Origin of the sequence: Aureimonas pseudogalii (assembly GCF_014196835.1) — a bacterium.
GTDB classification, from domain to species: Bacteria; Pseudomonadota; Alphaproteobacteria; order Rhizobiales; family Rhizobiaceae; genus Aureimonas; species Aureimonas pseudogalii.
Genome location: NZ_JACIEK010000009.1, coordinates 94,899 through 113,490, shown reverse-complemented (window position 1 = coordinate 113,490; position 18,592 = coordinate 94,899). Strand labels below are relative to the sequence as shown.

At 68.5% G+C, this 18,592-nt stretch carries 16 protein-coding genes, 1 other RNA gene and 1 pseudogene; 16 read left to right on the top strand and 2 right to left on the bottom strand.

Going from position 1 to position 18,592, the window contains the following annotated elements; all coding sequences use genetic code 11:
• Positions 1-136: 136 nt before the first annotated feature.
• Entirely contained in the window at positions 137-853 is a 717-nt protein-coding gene (locus tag GGR04_RS15825) for a J domain-containing protein (protein ID WP_183200892.1), read from the top strand.
• A complete protein-coding gene (locus tag GGR04_RS15820) occupies positions 850-1,593 on the top strand; it encodes a peptidoglycan recognition protein family protein (protein WP_312857472.1) in 744 nt (247 codons plus the stop codon). The genes GGR04_RS15825 and GGR04_RS15820 overlap by 4 nt, the downstream gene beginning before the upstream one ends.
• Here the strand turns inward: GGR04_RS15820 and GGR04_RS24580 are convergent.
• Positions 1,515-1,676: pseudogene (locus GGR04_RS24580) on the bottom strand (hypothetical protein); the annotation flags it as partial. The gene GGR04_RS15820 and the pseudogene GGR04_RS24580 sit on opposite strands and share 79 nt — an antisense overlap.
• Positions 1,677-1,824: 148 nt before the next feature.
• Here GGR04_RS24580 and GGR04_RS15815 point away from each other — a divergent pair.
• The 14 genes from GGR04_RS15815 to murB all read left to right on the top strand — a co-directional run bounded on the left by GGR04_RS15815 (position 1,825) and on the right by murB (position 17,266).
• Positions 1,825-2,343 (top strand): lytic transglycosylase domain-containing protein, encoded by a 519-nt coding sequence (locus GGR04_RS15815; protein WP_312857471.1) that lies wholly within the window; start codon positions 1,825-1,827, stop codon positions 2,341-2,343.
• A gap of 72 nt (positions 2,344-2,415) precedes the next feature.
• Positions 2,416-2,838, top strand: an RNA gene (gene rnpB / locus GGR04_RS15810) — RNase P RNA component class A.
• Between the two features lie 622 nt (positions 2,839-3,460).
• Positions 3,461-3,925, top strand: coding sequence for a division/cell wall cluster transcriptional repressor MraZ (gene mraZ / locus GGR04_RS15805; protein ID WP_183200890.1), 465 nt, complete (start codon positions 3,461-3,463; stop codon positions 3,923-3,925).
• Positions 3,922-4,956, top strand: a complete 1,035-nt coding sequence (rsmH, locus tag GGR04_RS15800) for a 16S rRNA (cytosine(1402)-N(4))-methyltransferase RsmH (protein WP_183200889.1) — start codon at positions 3,922-3,924, stop codon at positions 4,954-4,956. Before mraZ ends, rsmH begins: the two co-directional genes overlap by 4 nt.
• Positions 4,957-5,322, top strand: coding sequence for a cell division protein FtsL (gene ftsL / locus GGR04_RS15795; RefSeq protein WP_210291824.1), 366 nt, complete (start codon positions 4,957-4,959; stop codon positions 5,320-5,322).
• Positions 5,319-7,031, top strand: a complete 1,713-nt coding sequence (locus GGR04_RS15790; RefSeq protein ID WP_183200888.1) for a peptidoglycan D,D-transpeptidase FtsI family protein — start codon at positions 5,319-5,321, stop codon at positions 7,029-7,031. Before ftsL ends, GGR04_RS15790 begins: the two co-directional genes overlap by 4 nt.
• A 117-nt stretch (positions 7,032-7,148) precedes the next feature.
• Complete coding sequence (locus GGR04_RS15785) at positions 7,149-8,597, top strand: UDP-N-acetylmuramoyl-L-alanyl-D-glutamate--2,6-diaminopimelate ligase (RefSeq protein ID WP_183200887.1); 1,449 nt, start codon at positions 7,149-7,151, stop codon at positions 8,595-8,597.
• Positions 8,594-10,054 (top strand): UDP-N-acetylmuramoylalanyl-D-glutamyl-2,6-diaminopimelate--D-alanyl-D-alanine ligase, encoded by a 1,461-nt coding sequence (locus GGR04_RS15780; protein ID WP_183200886.1) that lies wholly within the window; start codon positions 8,594-8,596, stop codon positions 10,052-10,054. Before GGR04_RS15785 ends, GGR04_RS15780 begins: the two co-directional genes overlap by 4 nt.
• Positions 10,055-10,058: 4 nt before the next feature.
• Positions 10,059-11,141, top strand: coding sequence for a phospho-N-acetylmuramoyl-pentapeptide-transferase (gene mraY, locus GGR04_RS15775; protein WP_183200885.1), 1,083 nt, complete (start codon positions 10,059-10,061; stop codon positions 11,139-11,141).
• Positions 11,142-11,151: 10 nt separating this feature from the next.
• Positions 11,152-12,549, top strand: a complete 1,398-nt coding sequence (gene murD, locus GGR04_RS15770; protein WP_183200884.1) for a UDP-N-acetylmuramoyl-L-alanine--D-glutamate ligase — start codon at positions 11,152-11,154, stop codon at positions 12,547-12,549.
• Positions 12,550-12,552: 3 nt separating this feature from the next.
• Positions 12,553-13,722 carry a putative lipid II flippase FtsW gene (gene ftsW / locus GGR04_RS15765; RefSeq protein ID WP_183200883.1) on the top strand — a complete coding sequence of 390 codons (1,170 nt, stop codon included), beginning with the start codon at positions 12,553-12,555 and terminating at the stop codon, positions 13,720-13,722.
• An 18-nt stretch (positions 13,723-13,740) separates the two neighbouring features.
• A complete protein-coding gene (gene murG, locus GGR04_RS15760; RefSeq protein ID WP_183200882.1) occupies positions 13,741-14,844 on the top strand; it encodes an undecaprenyldiphospho-muramoylpentapeptide beta-N-acetylglucosaminyltransferase in 1,104 nt (367 codons plus the stop codon).
• Positions 14,845-14,897: 53 nt separating this feature from the next.
• Positions 14,898-16,316: a UDP-N-acetylmuramate--L-alanine ligase gene (gene murC / locus GGR04_RS15755; protein WP_183200881.1), complete on the top strand. Its 1,419-nt coding sequence runs from the start codon at positions 14,898-14,900 to the stop codon at positions 16,314-16,316.
• On the top strand, positions 16,313-17,266 hold the full coding sequence (murB, locus tag GGR04_RS15750) for a UDP-N-acetylmuramate dehydrogenase (protein WP_183200880.1): 954 nt from the start codon (positions 16,313-16,315) through the stop codon (positions 17,264-17,266). The genes murC and murB overlap by 4 nt, the downstream gene beginning before the upstream one ends.
• Positions 17,267-17,284: 18 nt before the next feature.
• Here murB and GGR04_RS15745 read toward each other — a convergent pair whose 3' ends face one another.
• A complete protein-coding gene (locus GGR04_RS15745; protein WP_183200879.1) occupies positions 17,285-18,403 on the bottom strand; it encodes a metallophosphoesterase family protein in 1,119 nt (372 codons plus the stop codon).
• Between the last annotated feature and the right edge of the window lie 189 nt (positions 18,404-18,592).

Here is an 18,592-nt window from a genome sequence, read left to right as displayed (position 1 = left end):
TCGCTGCGGGTTCTTTCGTTTTGACCATCGGCCGGCGGCGGAAACGCACCGTCATCCGCTTCGTCCGCTTTCGGAGAGCACGGCAACGCAGTAGAAGAAGCGTGCGACGCAAGAGTCGCGAATGGGAATGGACCCCATGTCGATCTTCTCCAGCCTTGGCCAGCTGCTGCGCGATCTCGCGTCGAGCGGCCTCTCCACCATCGAGGCGATCGTCGAGCGGATCCGGTCGAGCTTCTCCGGCGACGCGGAAACGCGCCGCCGCGTCGCGTTCTCGGTGGCGATGATCGCCCTCTCGGCCAAGATGGCGAAGGCCGACGGGGTGGTGAGCCAGGACGAGATCTCCGCCTTTCGGCGTATTTTCCAGATCCCGCCCGATGAGGTGCGCAACGTCTTCCGGCTCTACGACCTCGCCAAGCAGGACACGGCCGGCTTCGAGAGCTACGCGCTGAAGATGCGGGGTCTCTGCCAGAGCGGCGAGGGCGAGTGCGCGCTGCTCGTCGATGTGCTCGACGGCCTCTTCCACATCGCGGGCGCCGACGGCTTCGTGCACGAGCGCGAACTCGCCTTCCTCGAACGCGTCTCGCAGCTCTTCGGCTTGAGCGCCCGCCAGTTCGACCGGCTGAAGGCGCGCCACATCTCGGGCGGGGAAGCCGGAGCCTATGCCGTGCTCGGCGTCGAGCCGACCGATTCGCCGGAAACGATCCGCAAGCACTACATCGCGCTGGTGCGCGAGAACCATCCGGACCGGCTGGTCGCGCGCGGCGTGCCCAGCGAGTTCATGGCGATTGCGACCGAGCGAATGAAGGCGATCAACGCCGCGTGGGAGACCGTCGGCAAGCTGGCGGTCACGTGACGCCCAACACGAGGCTCGTTGATCGAATCCTTGCCTCGCCCAACCAGGGCGAGCGCGTGGGCGTGGAACGCCCGGACATGCTCGTCCTCCACTACACCGGCATGGTCAGTGCCGCGGCAGCACTCGAACGGCTGACCGATCCCGCCGCCGAGGTCTCGGCTCACTACGTCGTCGACGAGGACGGCAGCGTCGTGCAACTCGTGCCCGAGGCGCGCCGCGCCTGGCATGCGGGTGTGTCGAACTGGGCAGGGCACGGCGACGTCAACTCGCGCTCGATCGGCATCGAGATCGTCAATCCCGGCCATGAGCACGGCTACCGTCCATTCCCTCCCGAGCAGATCGCCTCGGTCGTTCGATTGTGTCGCGATTGTGTCGATCGCTGGCAGATTCCGGCCGCCAACATCGTGGCGCATTCCGATATCGCGCCAGCGAGGAAGGAAGATCCCGGCGAACTCTTTCCCTGGGATCAACTTTTCCGGGCCGGCGTCGGGCGTTGGGTTCCGCCATCGAACTTGCGCAGTGGCCGGTTTTTGTCGCAGGGCGACCGTGGCGAGCCGGTAGCAGCCTATCAGTCCATGCTAGGAATGGTCGGCTATACCATTGATGTCGATGGACTTTTCACGGCACACACGCGTCTCGCCACCATCGCCTTCCAGCGCCGGTTTCGGCCATCGCGCATCGACGGGGTGGCGGATGCCGCGACCGTCGCCACCCTACATGCGCTGCTCAAGAGCTTCTGAATATGCTGCGGGGCACAAGGTTCCCGCCAGCCTCGAACTCGTTTTGTTTCAGCTTTTAATGTTCCGTTACCGCACGACCACATTCGCGGTGAATTTCGCGGGCAAAACCCCTCTCGTCATCGCCGCTGCGGATCTTGCGGCTGAACTGGGGACGGCAGCCGGCGCGTAGAGCGGGCGTGCCGACAATCCGCTAGGACTGAAATGAGACGACTGCCTGCCATGGCTTGCGCCGTGACGATTTCGCTTGCCCAGATTTCCGGGGCCGCCGCCGACACCGCCTCCTCCACCTCCCTCGCACCCATGGGAAAGCCCGCCGCCTCCGACGCGGCCGATCCTGCCCCGATGCAGAACGCGTCCGAGACGGCGAGCCTTCGCAGCCGGCCCTTCGCCGACATCATCGAGCGCGAGGCCAAGGCGGCCGGCGTTCCCGTGGAACTCGCCCATGCCATCGTCTCGGTGGAGAGCAACTACCGCATCGACGTGACCGGCCGCGCCGGCGAGATCGGCCTGATGCAGATCAAGCCCGCCACGGCCCGCGACATGGGCTTCGAAGGCGACGCCAACGCGCTCTACAACCCGGCCGTCAACATCAAATACGGCATGAAGTATCTCGCCGGCGCCGAGCGCCGCGGCGGCGGAACGCTCTGCGGCACGATCCTCAAGTACAATGCCGGCCATTATTCCAAGCGCATGAACCCGACCTCCGCCCGCTATTGCGAGAAGGTCAAGGTCGTCCTCGCATCGATCTAGCAGGGGCACACAAGCCCGCACTGAGACCGGCTGCGGTTGACTTGGCCGGCCTGGCGGGCGACACCGCGGGCACCAGTCGGCTGGGCGGCCGCTCTCGTCACGTGTCGAAAGACGGCGAGGGAGGAAAGTCCGGGCTCCACGGAGAAACGGTGCCGGATAACGTCCGGCGGGGGCGACCCCAGGGACAGTGCCACAGAGAACAGACCGCCTTCCATGCGGCACCGGGCGGGTTTCCCGCCGGGTGTCGATCCCATGGGAGGTAAGGGTGAAACGGTGGGGTAAGAGCCCACCGCGCCGCTGGCAACAGGGGCGGCAGGGCAAACCCCACCGGGAGCAAGACCGAATAGGAACGACGCGGCGGGAAACCGCCAGCCCTCTCCGGGCCGGTCGTTCGGGTGGGTTGCTAGAGGCGCCGCGCGAGCGGCGTCCCAGAGGAATGGTCGCCGCCCAGCGCAAGCTGGTGCACAGAACCCGGCTTATAGGCCGACTGGTATTTTCACACAGCCGAACCGTCATCCCCGTCCGCTTCTGAGCGCGGCGGGGTTTTTGCCATGGGACAGCATCCCACCCTGGGCCCCTTCGTGCACCGGCGGCTCGTTGTCAGGGCGCCCGCGTGCCGCCTCTTCCAGCGCGTGGGATCGCGCCTCGCTCATCGGATCGTTGCGCCTTTTGCGCGAGATCATTGTGCACAAGCCGGAAATTGTGGCGGCGGGAACGGGGTCGAAAGAGCGGACCAAACCCTCTGAAAAGATGGACCTTTTCGCACTGCGAAGACCGCGTCGGCGGCTTTCGACACCATCACCAAGCGCCTAATTAACCATAATGATCTCAATGGCTTGAGCGGCAGGTGCGGGCGCTGGGTATGCCCGCCCGGGTGGATCGCGACGGCCGCGTTCCCATTGACCCCCATGGGGTCCCATGTTATCCCAATCTTCATCGAAATAAGGCTCGTTCACGAGTCGATTCCATACATCGGAAGTTGCGAGCTTCGGTCTGTTCGATCGGGGGTGCGAGGCGGCCTGCCGCCCTGCGCGTGCGTTTGCGTGTTCAGAATCGAAACCGGGAGCGAGCGTCAGCCGAATGCGGGAGTGTTCGAAACAGGAGCCGGGTGTCGAACGTGTCGGACCGCTTTCTGTCCAACTCGATCAACAACATCGACGCCAAGGGGCGGGCGTCGGTGCCCGCGCCGTTCCGGCAGGTGCTGGCCGCCAAGGGATTCCGCGAGCTCTACGCGCTGCAGGCGATCGGGCAGTCGGCGATCGACGTCGGCGGCATGGATCTGCTCGAGCGCTACGAGACGCGGATGGCCGAGGAGGATCCGTTCAGCGAGGAGTACGCCGACATGTCGCTCTTCGCCTACGGGGACGGCGCCTTCCTGAAATTCGATTCGGAGGGGCGGATCATGATCACCGACTTCATCCGAACCCACACCGGCATCACCGATCGGGTCGCCTTCGTGGGGCGCAGCCACTTCTTTCAACTCTGGGAGCCATCCCGGTTCGAAGCCCACAGGGCCGAGGCGAGGGCGCGGCTCACCGCGCGCCGCCAAGGTCGGGGCGTGTCCGAGAGTACACCGGAATGATGACGGATCACGGCATGGCCGAGGAGCCTGCCGATGGCGGACCGGTTCGTCACATTCCGGTGCTTCTCGGTCAGGTTCTCGACGCCCTGGACCCGAAGCCCGGCGACCGCATGGTCGACGGCACCTTCGGGGCGGGCGGCTATTCGGCCGCCCTTCTCTCGCGCGGCGCCCGCATCGTCGGCATCGACCGCGATCCCACCGCGATCGCGGCGGCCGCGCCGATGCTGGCCGCCCATCCCGGCCTCGCGCTCCACCATGGTCGCTTCGGCGATCTGGAGGCGATCGTCGCCGAGCGCGGCGAGGGGCCGCTCGACGGCGTGGTGCTCGACATCGGCGTCTCCTCCATGCAGATCGACGATGGCGACCGGGGCTTCTCGTTCCAGAAGGACGGGCCACTCGACATGCGCATGAGCCGCGACGGGCCGACGGCGGCCGACGTCGTGAACCGGCTTAAGATCGGCGACCTCGCGCGCATCTTCAACTTCCTCGGCGACGAGCGGCAGGCCGGGCGCATCGCCCGCGCCATCGACGCGCGCCGGGCGGAGCGTCCCTTCGAGCGCACGCTCGATCTCGCCGGCCTCGTCGCCAGGACCATCGGGCGCAACCCGAAAGACAAGATCGATCCGGCGACCCGCACCTTCCAGGCGCTGCGGATCTTCGTCAACGACGAGCTCGGCGAACTCGTGCGCGCGCTGGTCGCGGCCGAGCGGGTGCTCAAGCCCGGCGGCCGGCTCTGCGTCGTGACCTTCCATTCGCTGGAGGACCGCATCGTCAAGCGCTTCCTGCGCGACCGCTCCGAGGCCGCGACGGTGTCGCGGCATTTACCGGATGTTCAGCATAAGGACCGCACATTCGACTCGCGCAACAAGGCCGCCACCGGCACGGACGAGGAGATCGCCTCCAACCCTCGTGCCCGCTCGGCCAAGCTGCGATCCGCCGTCCGCACCGAGGCGCCCGCGCGCTCCGGCGCCGGCGCGATGGACTTCACCGATCTGCCGACCCTCGCAGACCTGCCGCCGTCCGGAGCCTGAATGCCCATCCTGAAGACGTTCGACGTCCTCCTCGTCGTCATCATGCTCGCCGCCGCCGCCTGGACCTTCGGCCAGAAGTACCAGGCCGAGGCGGTTGAGCACGAGGTGATGCTGCTCGACCGCAAGATCGCGCTGGAGCGCGAGACCATCAAGCTGCTCGAGGCCGACTGGAGCCTGATGAACCAGCCGAACCGACTGGAGGAGCTGGCGAAGGCGTTCGAGGGTGATCTGCGCCTGCGCCCGACCCAGCCCGAGCAGATCGTCGAGCCGAACCAGCTTCCCGCGCCGCCCGTGCAGCTCCTGCCCGAGCCGAGCGCGACCTCGCCCCAGAAATTCGCCTCCGCCGCGGGAGCCAAGGCTCGATGATCGACCTTCGCAAGCTCGTGCCCGCGAGGGCCAGACCACAGGCCGCGCCGACGCTGGGGCTGAAGCCCCGCCGCGTCGAGGCGCCGCGCAACAAGGCGCGCTTCGCGATCGCCACCGCGTTGTTCTGCTCGGTCTATCTCGTGATCGGCGGACGCCTGGTGATGTGGGGCGCGGTGTCCGACCCCAACGACACCTACCGCGCCGCGTCGGGCGCCGGGCCGATTACGCGGCCCGACCTTGTGGACCGCAACGGCGAGGTTCTCGCCACCGACATCAAGACCGCCTCGCTCTTCGCCGAGCCCAAGCGCATCGTCGACGCCGACGAGGCGACGGAATCGCTGCTGACCGTGCTGCCGGACCTCAACCCGAAGGTGCTGCACGCCCGGCTGTCGTCGAAGGCCGGCTTCGCCTGGCTGAAGCGCGAACTGACGCCGCGCCAGCAGCAGGAGATCCTGGCGCTCGGCATTCCCGGCATCGGCTTCCGCACCGAGAAGCGGCGCTTCTATCCGGGCGGCCCCACCGCGTCGCACATCGTCGGCGCGGTGAACGTCGACAACCAGGGCATCGCCGGCATGGAGAAGTATGTCGACGACTCCGGGTTCCGCGACCTGCAGACGAGCGGCTTCGCCTCCAACGACGCGATGGAGCCGGTAAAGCTCTCGATCGACTTGCGTGTTCAGCATGTGCTGCGCGACGAGTTGATGGCCGGCCTCGGCCGCTATCAGGCGATCGCCGCGGGCGGCGTGGTGATCAATGTCGAGACCGGCGAGGTCGTCGCCATGGCCTCGGTGCCCGACTACGATCCCAACACGCCCGGCGACGCCCTGAAGAAGGACAATCTCAACCGCATGTCGGCGGGCACGTTCGAGATGGGCTCGACCTTCAAGATCTTCACCACCGCAATGGCGCTGGATTCGGGCAAGGTGAAGGTTACCGACATCTTCGACACCCGGCCCTTCCGCGTCGCCGGCTTCACCATCAAGGAGTTCCACGGCAAGGGGCGGCCGCTCTCGGTGCCGGAGATCTTCGAGTATTCCTCGAACGTCGGTTCGGCACGCGAGGCCGATCTCATCGGCATCGACGGGCACAAGGAGTTCCTGACGCGCCTCGGCCTCCTGTCGCGCATGAAGACCGAGCTGCCCGAGGTGGCGACGCCGACGCAGCCGAAGGTCTGGAAGAAGATCAACTCGATGACGATCGCCTTCGGCCACGGCGTCTCCACGACGCCGCTGCAGACGGTGGTCGCGGCCGCCGCCATCGCCAACGGCGGCTGGTACATTCCGCCGACCTTCCTGCCCCGCACGAAGGAAGAGGCCGATGCGCTCAAGACGCGGGTCGTCTCGCAGCAGACCTCCGACGAGATGCGCGGCATCTTCCGCCTCAACGGCGAGCAGGGCTCGGGCAAGCGCGCCAACGTTCCCGGCTACCATGTCGGCGGCAAGACCGGCACGGCCGAGAAGGTCGAGAACGGTCGCTACTCCAAGGACAAGCGCTTCAACGCCTATATCGGCGCCTTCCCGATCGAGAAGCCGCGCTACGTGGTGGCGGTCGTCATCGACGAGCCCAAGCGCTTCGAGAAGGATCCGAACGCCACCGCCGGCTTCAACGCAGGCGTTATGGTGGGCAACGTGGTGCGCCGCGCCGCAACCTTCCTCAACGTGGCGCCGGACTTCGGCGAGACCGGCAAGCAGCTCCTCGTCTCCTACTGACGCCAAAACGCTTCATTCGCCAGGCTGGGTGTTCTAAGACGCCGACGACGATCATCACGAAAACGAAAGGCCGGCGGCCGACGCCGGCTTTTTCCATGAGACGCGGGAAGAGCCTGGATGAAGCTGAGCGAACTCGCCGACGGTATCGCGTCGGGCGGTAACGGCCGCGACGTCGAGATCACCGGATTGACCTCGGACTCGCGCGCGGTGCGGCCGGGCTTCCTCTTCGCCGCGCTGCCGGGCACGCGCGCCGACGGCGCCGCCTTCGTCTCCGACGCGCTCGCCGCGGGCGCCGCCGCGGTCCTGCGCGCCGGCGAGGGGAGCGGCGAGCTCGGCGTGCCCCAGCTCAGCGCGCCCGATCCACGCCGGGCGTTGGCGCTGGCCGCGGCCCGCTTCTACGGCGCCCAACCCGCCCATGTCGTGGCCGTCACCGGCACCAGCGGCAAGACCTCGATCGCCGCCTTCACGCGCCAGATCTGGACCGCCGCCGGCAAGGCTGCGGCCTCGATCGGCACCACGGGCGTGGTCTCGCCGACCCGGGACGACTACGGCACGCTGACGACGCCCGAGCCCGTGGCGCTGGCCAAGCTCATGAGCGAACTCGCCGCGGAGGGCGTGACGCATGCGGCGATGGAGGCGTCGAGCCACGGGCTGGAGCAGCGCCGGCTCGACGGCGTGCCGCTGCGCGCCGCCGCCTTCATCAATCTCGGCCGCGACCACATGGACTACCATGCGACGGTGGACGACTATTTCGCGGCCAAGATGCGCCTCTTCGACACGCTGCTGCCGAAGGGCGCTCCGGCGGTGATCTTCGCCGACGACCGCTGGTCGTCGCGTGCGGTGGAGGTGGCCAAGGGCGCGGGTGCGACGGTCATCACGGTCGGGCGCGAGGGCGGGTTCCTCAAACTCAAGCGCCTCGAACACGAGCGCCACCGCCAGGTCGCCGAGATCGAGGCGATGGGGCGGATCCACCGCATCGTGCTGCCGCTCGCCGGCGAGTTCCAAATGGCGAACGCGCTCGTCGCCGCGGGCCTTGCGATCTCGACCGGCGTCAATGTCGACGACGCGCTCGCCGCGCTGGAGCATCTGAAGGGCGCCCCCGGCCGCCTCGACCTCGCGGGCACCACGGCGGCGGGCGTCCCCGTCTTCGTCGACTACGCGCACAAGCCCGAGGCGCTCGAAAACGTGCTCGCCTCGGTGCGCCCCTTCACCACCGGCCGGGTGATCTGCGTCTTCGGCTGCGGCGGCGACCGCGACACCGGCAAGCGGCCGATCATGGGCGAGATCGCCGGTCGTCTCGCCGACGTGGCGATCGTCACCGACGACAACCCGCGCTCCGAGGTGCCGGGGGCAATCCGCGCCGCGATCCTGGAGGCCGTGCCGAGCGCCGAGGAGATCGCCGACCGGCGTGCCGCGATCGCCCGCGCGGTGGAGATGTCGCGGGCCGGCGACACCGTGATCGTCGCCGGCAAGGGCCACGAGAACGGCCAGACGGCGGGCGGCGTCACGCTGCCCTTCTCCGACCACGACGAGGTTCGCGCCGCGATCGCGGGGGCAGGTCGATGAGCGCCGCGCTCTGGACGGGCGCCGCGATCGCCGAGGCCACCGGCGGGCGGCCGATCGGCGCCATGCCGTCGAGCGTCGGCGGCGTCTCGATCGACACCCGCTCGCTGGAGCCCGGCGACGTGTTCTTCGCGATCCGCGGCGACCAGTTCGACGGCCACGCCTTCCTGCGCCAGGCCATCGCGGCCGGTGCGGCGCTGCTCGTCGTCGCCAAGGAGAAGCTGCCGGCGCTCGGAAGTCTGGCGACGCCGATGCTCGTGGCCGACGACGTCTTGGTGGCGCTGGAAAAGCTCGGCGCCGCCGCGCGGGCGCGCTCCACCGCCCGGATCGTGGCGGTGACCGGCAGCGTCGGCAAGACCACCACGAAGGAGGCGCTGCGCCATGCACTGGAAGGGCAGGGCAGCGTCCATGCCTCCGCCGCCTCGTTCAACAACCATTGGGGCGTGCCACTCTCGCTATCGCGCCTGCCCGTCGACGCCCGCTTCGCCGTGTTCGAGATCGGCATGAACCATCCCGGCGAGATCCGGCCGCTGGTGAAGCTCGTGCGCCCGCACGTCGCCATCGTCACGCTGATCGCGCCGGCCCATCTCGGTTTCTTCCGGGATCTCGAAGAGATCGCCGAGGCCAAGGGCGAGATCTTCGAGGGGCTGGTGCCCGGCGGCACGGCCGTCCTCAATGCCGACGACCCGTTGGAACCGCTTCTGCGCCTCATGGCCGAGCGCGAGGGCGTCACGCGCATCACCACCTTCGGCGAGGACGAGGGCGCCGACTACCGGCTGCTGCGCTTTGCCGGCGCCGGCGAGGGATCGGAAATCGCCGCCCGGATCGACGGCACCGAGGTGCGGGTGCGCCTGCCCTCGGCGGGTCGGCATCTGGCGCAGAACGTCCTCGCCGTGCTCGGGGCAGCCGATCTCGCCGGCGCCGACGTGACGCAGGCCGCCGAGGCGCTGTCCTCGTGGCGCGCTGGCAAGGGGCGGGGCGCGCGTCATGTGCTGGCGCTCGCCGATGGCGGTACGGCCACGCTGATCGACGAGAGCTACAATGCCAATCCCGCCTCGATGCGCGCCGCGCTTCGGCTGCTGGCCGCGGCCCAGCCCGGCGAGGGCGCCCGACGCATCGCGGTTCTCGGCGATATGCTGGAGCTCGGCACCTTCTCGCGCGACCTTCACCTCGCGCTCGCCGAGCCCGTGCTCGAAGCGCGGGCCGATCTCGTGCTGCTCGCCGGCGCCGAGATGCAGGCGCTCGATGGCGCGCTGGAGCGTCTCGTGCGGCATGAGTGGCTGGGCGGCCCCGACGAGGTTCGGGCAAGCCTTCTCGCGCATCTTCGCGACGGCGACGTCGTCGTGATGAAGGCGTCCAAGAGCATCGGCTTCTCGAAGGTGGTGGACGACCTCGTCGCGCAATTCGCTGCGCCCCTCTCGGGCGAACCTGCCCCACACGAGTTTCGGCAGGGAGCCTGAAGCCATGTTCACCTATCTTGCGGCGCTGGCCGAAGACGCCCAGTTCTTCAACGTCTTCCGCTACATCACATTCCGCACCGGCGGCGCGATGATCACCTCGTTCATCGTGGTGTTCCTGTTCGGCCCCGCGATCATCTCGAACCTGCGCATCCGGCAGGGCCGCGGCCAGCCGATTCGCGCCGATGGGCCGCAGACCCACTTCAAGAAGGCGGGCACGCCGACGATGGGCGGGCTGATGATCCTGTCCGGCTTCCTCGTCGCGACCCTGTTCTGGGCCGATCTCAGCAATCTCTATGTCTGGACGGTGCTCGTGGTAACGATGGGCTTCGGCGCCATCGGCTTCTACGACGACTACCTGAAGGTGACGAAGCAGAGCCACATGGGCTTCTCCGGCAAGCTGCGGCTCGCCTTCGAGTTCGTCATCGCCGCAATTGCCTCGGTGATGATGATCTACGCGCAGACCGGCACCTTCGCGACCTCGCTGTCGATCCCCTTCGTGAAGTCGCTGCTCATCGATCTTGGCTGGTTCTATGCCGTGTTCGCCGCCTTCGTGATCGTGGCCGCCGGCAACGCGGTGAACCTGACCGACGGGCTCGACGGCCTCGCCATCATGCCCATCATGATCGCCGCCGCCGCCTTCGGCCTCATCGCCTATCTCGCAGGCAACACCAATTTCGCCAACTACCTCCAGATCCACTACGTCGTGGGAACGGGCGAACTGGCGGTGGTCTGCGGCGCGGTGATCGGGGCGGGGCTCGGCTTCCTCTGGTTCAACGCGCCGCCGGCCGCCATCTTCATGGGTGACACGGGGTCACTGGCGCTCGGCGGTCTCGTCGGCACCATTGCGGTGGCGACCAAGCACGAGCTGGTTCTCGCCGTGATCGGCGGCCTCTTCGTCATCGAGGCGCTGTCCGTGATCATCCAAGTCGCCTCCTTCAAGCTCACGGGCAAGCGCGTCTTCCTCATGGCGCCGATCCATCACCATTTCGAGAAGCTCGGCTGGACCGAGAGCCAGGTCGTGGTGCGCTTCTGGATCATCGCGCTGCTGCTGGCCTTCGTCGGCCTCTCCACGTTGAAACTGCGCTGAGGGCCGCGAGATGATCCCGGCGAGCACCTTCAAGGACCGGTCGGTCGCGCTGTTCGGCCTCGGCGGCTCCGGGCTGGCGACGGCGCGCTCGCTGAAGGCCGGCGGCGCGCGTCTCGTCGCCTTCGACGACAATCCGAAAAGCGTCGAGGCCGCCGCGAACGAGGGGATCATCACCGGGGATCTGCACGCGCTCGACTGGTCCGCCGTCGAGACGCTGGTCCTGTCGCCCGGCGTGCCGCTGACGCATCCCAAGCCCCATTGGGCTGTGGATCTGGCACGCGAGGCGGGCGTGCCCATCGTCGGCGACATCGAGATCTTCGCCCGGGAGCGTGACGCCGCGTCCGGCCTCCGCGCGCCCTTCGTGGCGATCACCGGTACCAACGGCAAGTCCACCACCACCGCGCTGATCGCCCATTGCCTCGCCCATGCCGGGCGCGACGTGCAGCTCGGCGGCAATATCGGCGTCGCCGTGCTGACGCTCGACCCGCCGGCGCCCGAGCGCACCTACGTGGTCGAGTGCTCGTCCTACCAGATCGACCTCACGCCCTCGATCCGCCCCACCGTCGGCATCCTCCTGAACCTCACGCCCGACCATCTCGACCGTCACGGCACGATGGAAAACTACGCGGCGATCAAGGCGCGGCTCCTGAAGGACGCCGGCACCGCGGTGATCGGTGTCGACGACGATTTCTGCGCTGGAATCGCCGACTGGCACGAGAGCGAGGGCAACGTCGTCGTGCGCATCTCCAAGGAAAAGACGCTGGAGAGCGGCGTCTTCTTCGCGGACGGATCGATCCTCGTAGCCGTAGGAGGCACGATCGCGCGGCGCTACCCGCTCGCCGGCATCGGCTCGCTGCGCGGGCGCCACAACGGGCAGAACGCGGCCGCCGCCGTCGCGACGCTCGAAGCGCTCGGCGTCGCACAGGACGCCATCCTCGCGGGCCTCCGGAGCTTTCCCGGCCTCGTCCATCGCATGGAGGAGATCGGGCGCCAGGGCCCCGTGCTCTTCGTCAACGATTCCAAGGCCACCAATGCCGATGCGGCCGCGCCCGCCTTGGCGAGCTTCGAGCGTATCCACTGGATCGCCGGCGGCCTGCCCAAGGAGGGCGGGATCGACGCGCTCGAACCGCTCTTCCCGCGCATCGCGAAGGCCTACCTGATCGGCGAGGCCGCGCCGTCCTTCGCCGCCACGCTTGGTGAACGAATTCCTTACGAAATCTCGGGTACCTTGGACGTCGCGGTCGAGAACGCGGCGCGCGACGCCGCACGCTCGGGCGTCGAGGAGGTCGTGCTCCTGTCGCCGGCCTGCGCCAGCTTCGACCAGTTCCGCAATTTCGAGGTCCGGGGCGAGAGCTTCCGCCGCGCGGTGGAGCAACTCCCCGCGATCCAACTGTTCCGCAAGGGGTAGACCATGGGCAGCCGCGCCAAGAAGGGCCTGATCAGCGACTGGTGGTGGTCGATCGACCGCTGGTTCCTCGCGGCGTTCCTGATCCTGATGATTGGGGGCATGGTGCTGTCCTTCGCCGCGAGCCCGCCGGTGGCCGAGAAGATCGGCCTCGAGCCGTTCCACTTCGTGAAGCGCCACGCGCTGTTCCTGTTCCCCTCCATCGTCGCCATGCTCGCCACCTCGCTGCTCTCGCCGCGCGGCATCCGGCGCATGTCGGCGCTGATGCTGGGTGGCTCGCTGGTGCTGATGGTGATGGCGTTGTTCTTCGGCATGGAGGTGAAGGGCGCGCGCCGCTGGATGGATTTCGGGCCGCTGACGATCCAGCCCTCCGAGTTCATGAAACCGTCCTTCGTGGTGATCTGTGCTTGGCTCTTCGCCGAGCGCTCGCGTCGGCACGACGTGCCCGGCAACCTCTTCGCCATCATGCTGCTCTTCGTGGTGTGCGCGCTGCTCGTCGCGCAGCCCGATCTTGGGCAGACCATCCTCACCACCGGCGTCTGGGGCTGCCTGTTCTTCATGGCGGGCCTGCCCTGGCTGTGGATCGTGGTGCTCGGCGGGCTCGGGCTCGTCGGCTTCTGCTCGGCCTATTTCGTGTTCCCGCACGTCGCCTCGCGCATCGACCGCTTCCTGACGGGCGAGGGCGACACGTTCCAGACCGATACGGCGAAGGAGGCGATCATGCGCGGCGGCTGGCTCGGCCAGGGGCCGGGAGAGGGCACCGTGAAGCGCCTGCTGCCCGACAGCCATACCGACTTCGCCTATTCGGTGATCGCCGAGGAGTTCGGCATCGTCTCCTGCATGGCACTGACGGCGGTGTTCTGCTTCATCGTGATGCGCGGGCTGAACGTCGCTTTCCAGCAGCGCGACACGTTCTGCCGCCTCGCGATCGCCGGCCTCGTGATGCTGTTCGGCCTGCAGTCGATCATCAACATGGCGGTCAACCTGCAGCTGATGCCCGCCAAGGGCATGACGCTGCCCTTCATCTCCTATGGCGGCTCGTCGATGCTGGCGGTGGCGATCGGCGCGGGCTTCGTGCTGGCGCTCACCCGCAAGCGCGCCGAGAACGTCTCGCAGACCGACCGCCTGGTCGATCGCACGATGGTGTTCCAGGGCGCGCTCGCCGCGGCCCGCTGACCTCCGAAGAAGCATTCCATGACGCAGACCATCCTCCTCTGCGCCGGCGGCACCGGCGGGCATCTGTTTCCCGCCGAGGCGCTGGCGCACGAGCTGAAGAGCCGCGGCTATGCCGTGCATCTGGCCACCGACGAGCGGGGCGGACGCTATGCCGGTGCCTTCCCGGCGGACGAGGTGCATGTCGTGCCTTCCGCCACCTTCGGCTCGAAGAACCCGGTCGCGATCCTCAAGGCCGGCCTCAAGCTCTGGCGGGGCTATCGCGGCGCCATCGCCCTGATGAAGCGCCTGCGCCCGGCCGTGGTGATCGGCTTCGGCGGCTATCCGACGGTGCCGCCAATGATGGCAGCCGTGCAGGTGGGCCTTCCCACCATGATCCACGAGCAGAACGCCGTGATGGGCCGCGCCAACAAGTTTCTGGCGCCGCGCGTGCGCGCCATCGCCGCCGGGATTCCGCAGGATCACGCCGATGCCGCGATCAAGGCCAAGATGACCGTGACCGGCAATCCGGTGCGCCCGCCCGTGCTGGAGGCTGCTTCCATTCCCTATGCGGCCAGCCAGGACGACGAGCCGTTCCGCCTCGTGGTGTTCGGCGGCAGCCAGGGCGCGCAGTTCTTTTCCAAGGCGTTGCCGGCCGCAATTGCGTTGATGAGCCCGGCGTTGCGCGCGCGGCTGCGCGTCACCCAGCAGGCCCGGCCCGAGGACGAGGCGGACGTGCGCACCGCCTATGCCGCGGCCGGCATTCCCGCCGAGGTCTCGCCCTTCTTTTCCGACATGGCGGCGCGCATCGGCGCGGCGCATCTCGTGGTCAGCCGGTCCGGCGCCTCCACCGTGTCGGAGATCTGCGTGATCGGCCGCCCCTCGGTGCTCGTTCCCTATCCGCATGCGCTCGACCACGACCAAGCCGCCAACGCGGCGCGGCTCGAGGGCGAGGGCGGCACGGTGGTGGCACCGCAGCGGGAGTTGCCGGCCTCGCGTCTCGCCGAACTGATCCGCCGCGTCGCCGAGGAGCCGACCTATGCCGAGGGCATGGCGAAGGCCGCGAAGTCGGTCGGCATTCCCGATGCCGCCCGGTTGCTCGCCGATCTCGTGGCGTCTATTGCGGGCCCGGGAAACCGACCCTGATTTTTTGACGAGACTTCGCCCTATTTTTTGATGAGACTTCGAAGGAGCGCGCCATGAAGATGCCGCCCAATATCGGCCCGGTGCATTTCATCGGCATCGGCGGCATCGGCATGAGCGGCATCGCCGAGGTGCTCGTCAATCTCGGCTATACCGTACAGGGCTCCGACGCCTCCGAGAACGCCAACGTGCAGCGCCTGCGCGAGAAGGGCGTCACCGTCCATATCGGCCATGCCGCCGAGAATCTCGGGCTCGCCGAGGTCGTGGTGGTGTCCACCGCGATCAAGCGCTCGAACCCGGAGCTGTCGGCCGCGCGCGAGCGGCTGCTGCCGATCGTGCGGCGCGCCGAGATGCTGGCCGAGCTGATGCGCTTCCGGCAGGCGATCGCCATCGGCGGCACCCACGGCAAGACCACCACGACCTCGATGGTCGCGACGCTGCTCGATGCCGGCGGCATGGACCCGACCGTCGTCAACGGCGGCATCATCAACGCCTACGGCACCAACGCCCGCATGGGCGAGGGCAACTGGATGGTGGTGGAGGCCGACGAGAGCGACGGCACCTTCCTCAAGCTGCCCGCCGACGTCGCCGTGGTCACCAACATCGACCCCGAGCATCTCGACCATTACGGCACGTTCGACAAGGTGCGCGCCGCCTTCCGTGCCTTCGTCGAGAACGTGCCGTTCTACGGCTTCGCAGTGATGTGCCTCGACCATCCGGAGGTGCAGACGCTCGTCTCCGAGATCGAGGATCGCCGCATCATCACCTATGGCGAGAATCTGCAGGCCGACGTGCGCTTCGAGAACGTGCGCGCCAAGGGATCGAACTCCACCTTCGACGTCACGATCCGCGACCGGATCACCGGCGAGAGCACGACGATGACCGATCTCGTGCTGCCGATGCCCGGCCGGCACAACGTCTCCAACGCCACGGCGGCGTTGGCCGTCGCCTTCCGAATCGGCATCACGGAGGAGGCGATCCGCCGCGGGCTCGGCGCCTTCGGCGGCGTCAAGCGCCGCTTCACCCACACCGGCCAGTCCAACGGCATCGACGTCTACGACGATTACGGGCACCACCCGGTGGAGATCCGCGCCGTGCTCTCGGCGGCGCGCTCGGCCGCCGAAGGCCGCGTCGTGGCCGTGGTGCAGCCGCACCGCTACACGCGCCTCCAGAGCCTCTTCGCCGACTTCGCCGCCTGCTTCAACGACGCCGACACCGTGATCCTGGCGCCGGTCTATGCGGCGGGCGAGGAGCCGATCGAGTTCGTCAATTCCGAGATGCTGGTGGAGCGCCTGCGCCTCGGCGGCCACCGCGACGCCCGTCTCGTCGACGGTCCCGCCGAGCTCGCGCCGCTGATCCACAAGATCGCCCAGCCGGGCGACATGGTGGTCTTCCTCGGCGCCGGCTCGATCACGCAATGGGCCTACGCCCTGCCGAAGGAGCTCGACGCGCTCGGCACCGCGCCCGCGGCATGACGCCCGCCGCGCTTCGCGATCACCTCGCCGATCCCGCCCACGGTCTTCGCGGCCGGCTGACGCCGGGCGCCGATCTCGCCAAGATCACGTGGTTCCGCACCGGCGGGGCGGCCGATCTCCTGTTCCAGCCCGCCGATGAGGCCGATCTCGCGGCCTTCCTCGCCGCGCTGCCCGACGACGTGCCGCTGACGGTGGTCGGCATCGGCTCCAACCTCCTGATCCGCGACGGTGGCGTCGGGGGCGTGGTGCTGCGGCTGCCGGCCAAGGGCTTCGGCGAGGTCGAGGCGCTCGGCGACGGGCGCATCCGCGCCGGGGCTGCGGCGTCCGACAAGCGCGTGGCGGCGGTGGCGCTGGAGGCCGGGCTCGGCGGCTTCCACTTCCTGCATGGCATTCCCGGCTCGGTCGGCGGCGCCATCCGCATGAACGGCGGGGCCAACGGCGTCGAGACTGCCGATCGGCTGGTGGAGGCGCGCGCGCTCGACCGGGCGGGACGGGTGCACGTTCTGAGCAAGGCCGAGATGGGCTATTCCTACCGCCATGCCGACGCGCCGGACGATCTGATCTTCGTCTCCGCGCTCTTCGAGGGACCGCCCGCCGACCCGGAATCCATCCGTGCCGCGATGGCAGAGGTCCAGCATCACCGCGAGACCGTGCAACCGGTTCGCGAGAAGACCGGCGGCTCGACCTTCAAGAACCCGCCGGGCACCTCGGCCTGGAAGGAGATCGACCGGGCGGGCTGCCGCGGCCTTCGCATCGGCGACGCCGAGATGTCGGCGCTTCACTGCAACTTCATGATCAATGCCGGCGCCGCCTCGGCCTTTGATCTCGAAGCGCTCGGCGAGACCGTGCGTCGGCGCGTCTTCGAGACGGCGGGCATCCTCCTCGAATGGGAAATCAAGCGCCTCGGCCGCTTCACTGAGGGCGCCGCCGTGGAACCCTTCGCCCCCTGAGGTCGGGGGCGGGCACGCCTACCATTTCAGCCCGTTCTTGTTGGGCCCGAGCTGGCCGCCGGGAATGCCACGCGCCGGCCACGGGCCGACCGAATGGAGATCGCGCCCGAGCGCGAAGGTCTCGCTGCGCCGCGGCCGCTCGCGTGGCGGGCGCACGAGCACGTCGATCCGATCGGTGTCCTCGTTCCCCGCCGACGAGCGCGCGGTGACGGCGAGCGTATGCAGGCCGGGCTCCACCGCCCCGGACGAAGCCGACCAGACGCCGCCGCCGGCATCGGCCAGCGCGATCTCGCGCGTTCCCAGCCGCGCCGAGACGGCGGCGACGTCGGCGCCGAAGACCTTCGCCCGGATGGGGAACTCGGCCTCGGGAACCTGCGTCCGCGACTGCGGGTCGGTCATCAGGCGCACGTCCGCCGGCGCGGTGATCAGCGTGAACGGCCATGGCGCGTCCAGCGCCTTGAAGCGCCAGCTGACGGCGTCGCCGTCGAGCGCGCCGAGCGAGAAGCCGGGACCGCCGGGCTCCTCGATCTCGCCGGTGGAGCGGGTGGCCGCGTAGATCACCCGGCCGTCGTTCAGGAGCTCGTTGTAATGGGTGTGGCCGGTGCCGACGAACCGTACGCCGCCCGCCGCGAGGATCGACGCGACCTCGTCCGCGCCCGCGCGGAGGTCGCCGGGATAGGCGTGCATGAAGGTGATCGCCGACTGGCCGGAGTCCTGCGCGGCATTGAGTTCGCGCTTCAGCCAGCGGGTCTGGCTGGCGCCGAGCCGGAAATCCGGCCCGCCGCTGCCGGCCGAAACGATGTCGAGAAAGAGAAGTCGCGCGCCTGCCAGCGTCAGCGCATAGGGCAGGGGCTCCTGCCCAAGATGCCGCGCGAAGCCGTCGAGCGAGCCGGCTTCGAAATCATGGTCGCCCGGCAGCGCGTGCAACGGCAGGCGAAGCGTTCGGGCGATCTCCGCGATCTTCGAGAACTGCTCTTCGGTCGCGTGGTTGGCGTTGTCGCCGGGCAGCACCGCGACGTCGACCTGACCGACGAGGTTCGCGTTGGCCGAGGCGACGAGCTGCCGGAAGAGTTCGAGACTGGCCCAGTCGTCCTGCTCGCAGGCATGGAGGTCGCCGAATTGCAGCCAGGAGATCATAGGCGCGTCCATCCCTTCAAGATCGTGTGATCGCGGCAGCCCAACGAGTGCTCCTACCGGAGGTTCCGTCGTCGTCACCCCGATCTCGGCGAATGGTCCTGGGCGCCCTCGCGCGGCGTGCCGCCCGCACGGTAAACGCCGCCTTTTCGAACGGCCTTACGATTTTCTTTCGAACCGTCCGATCCTTTA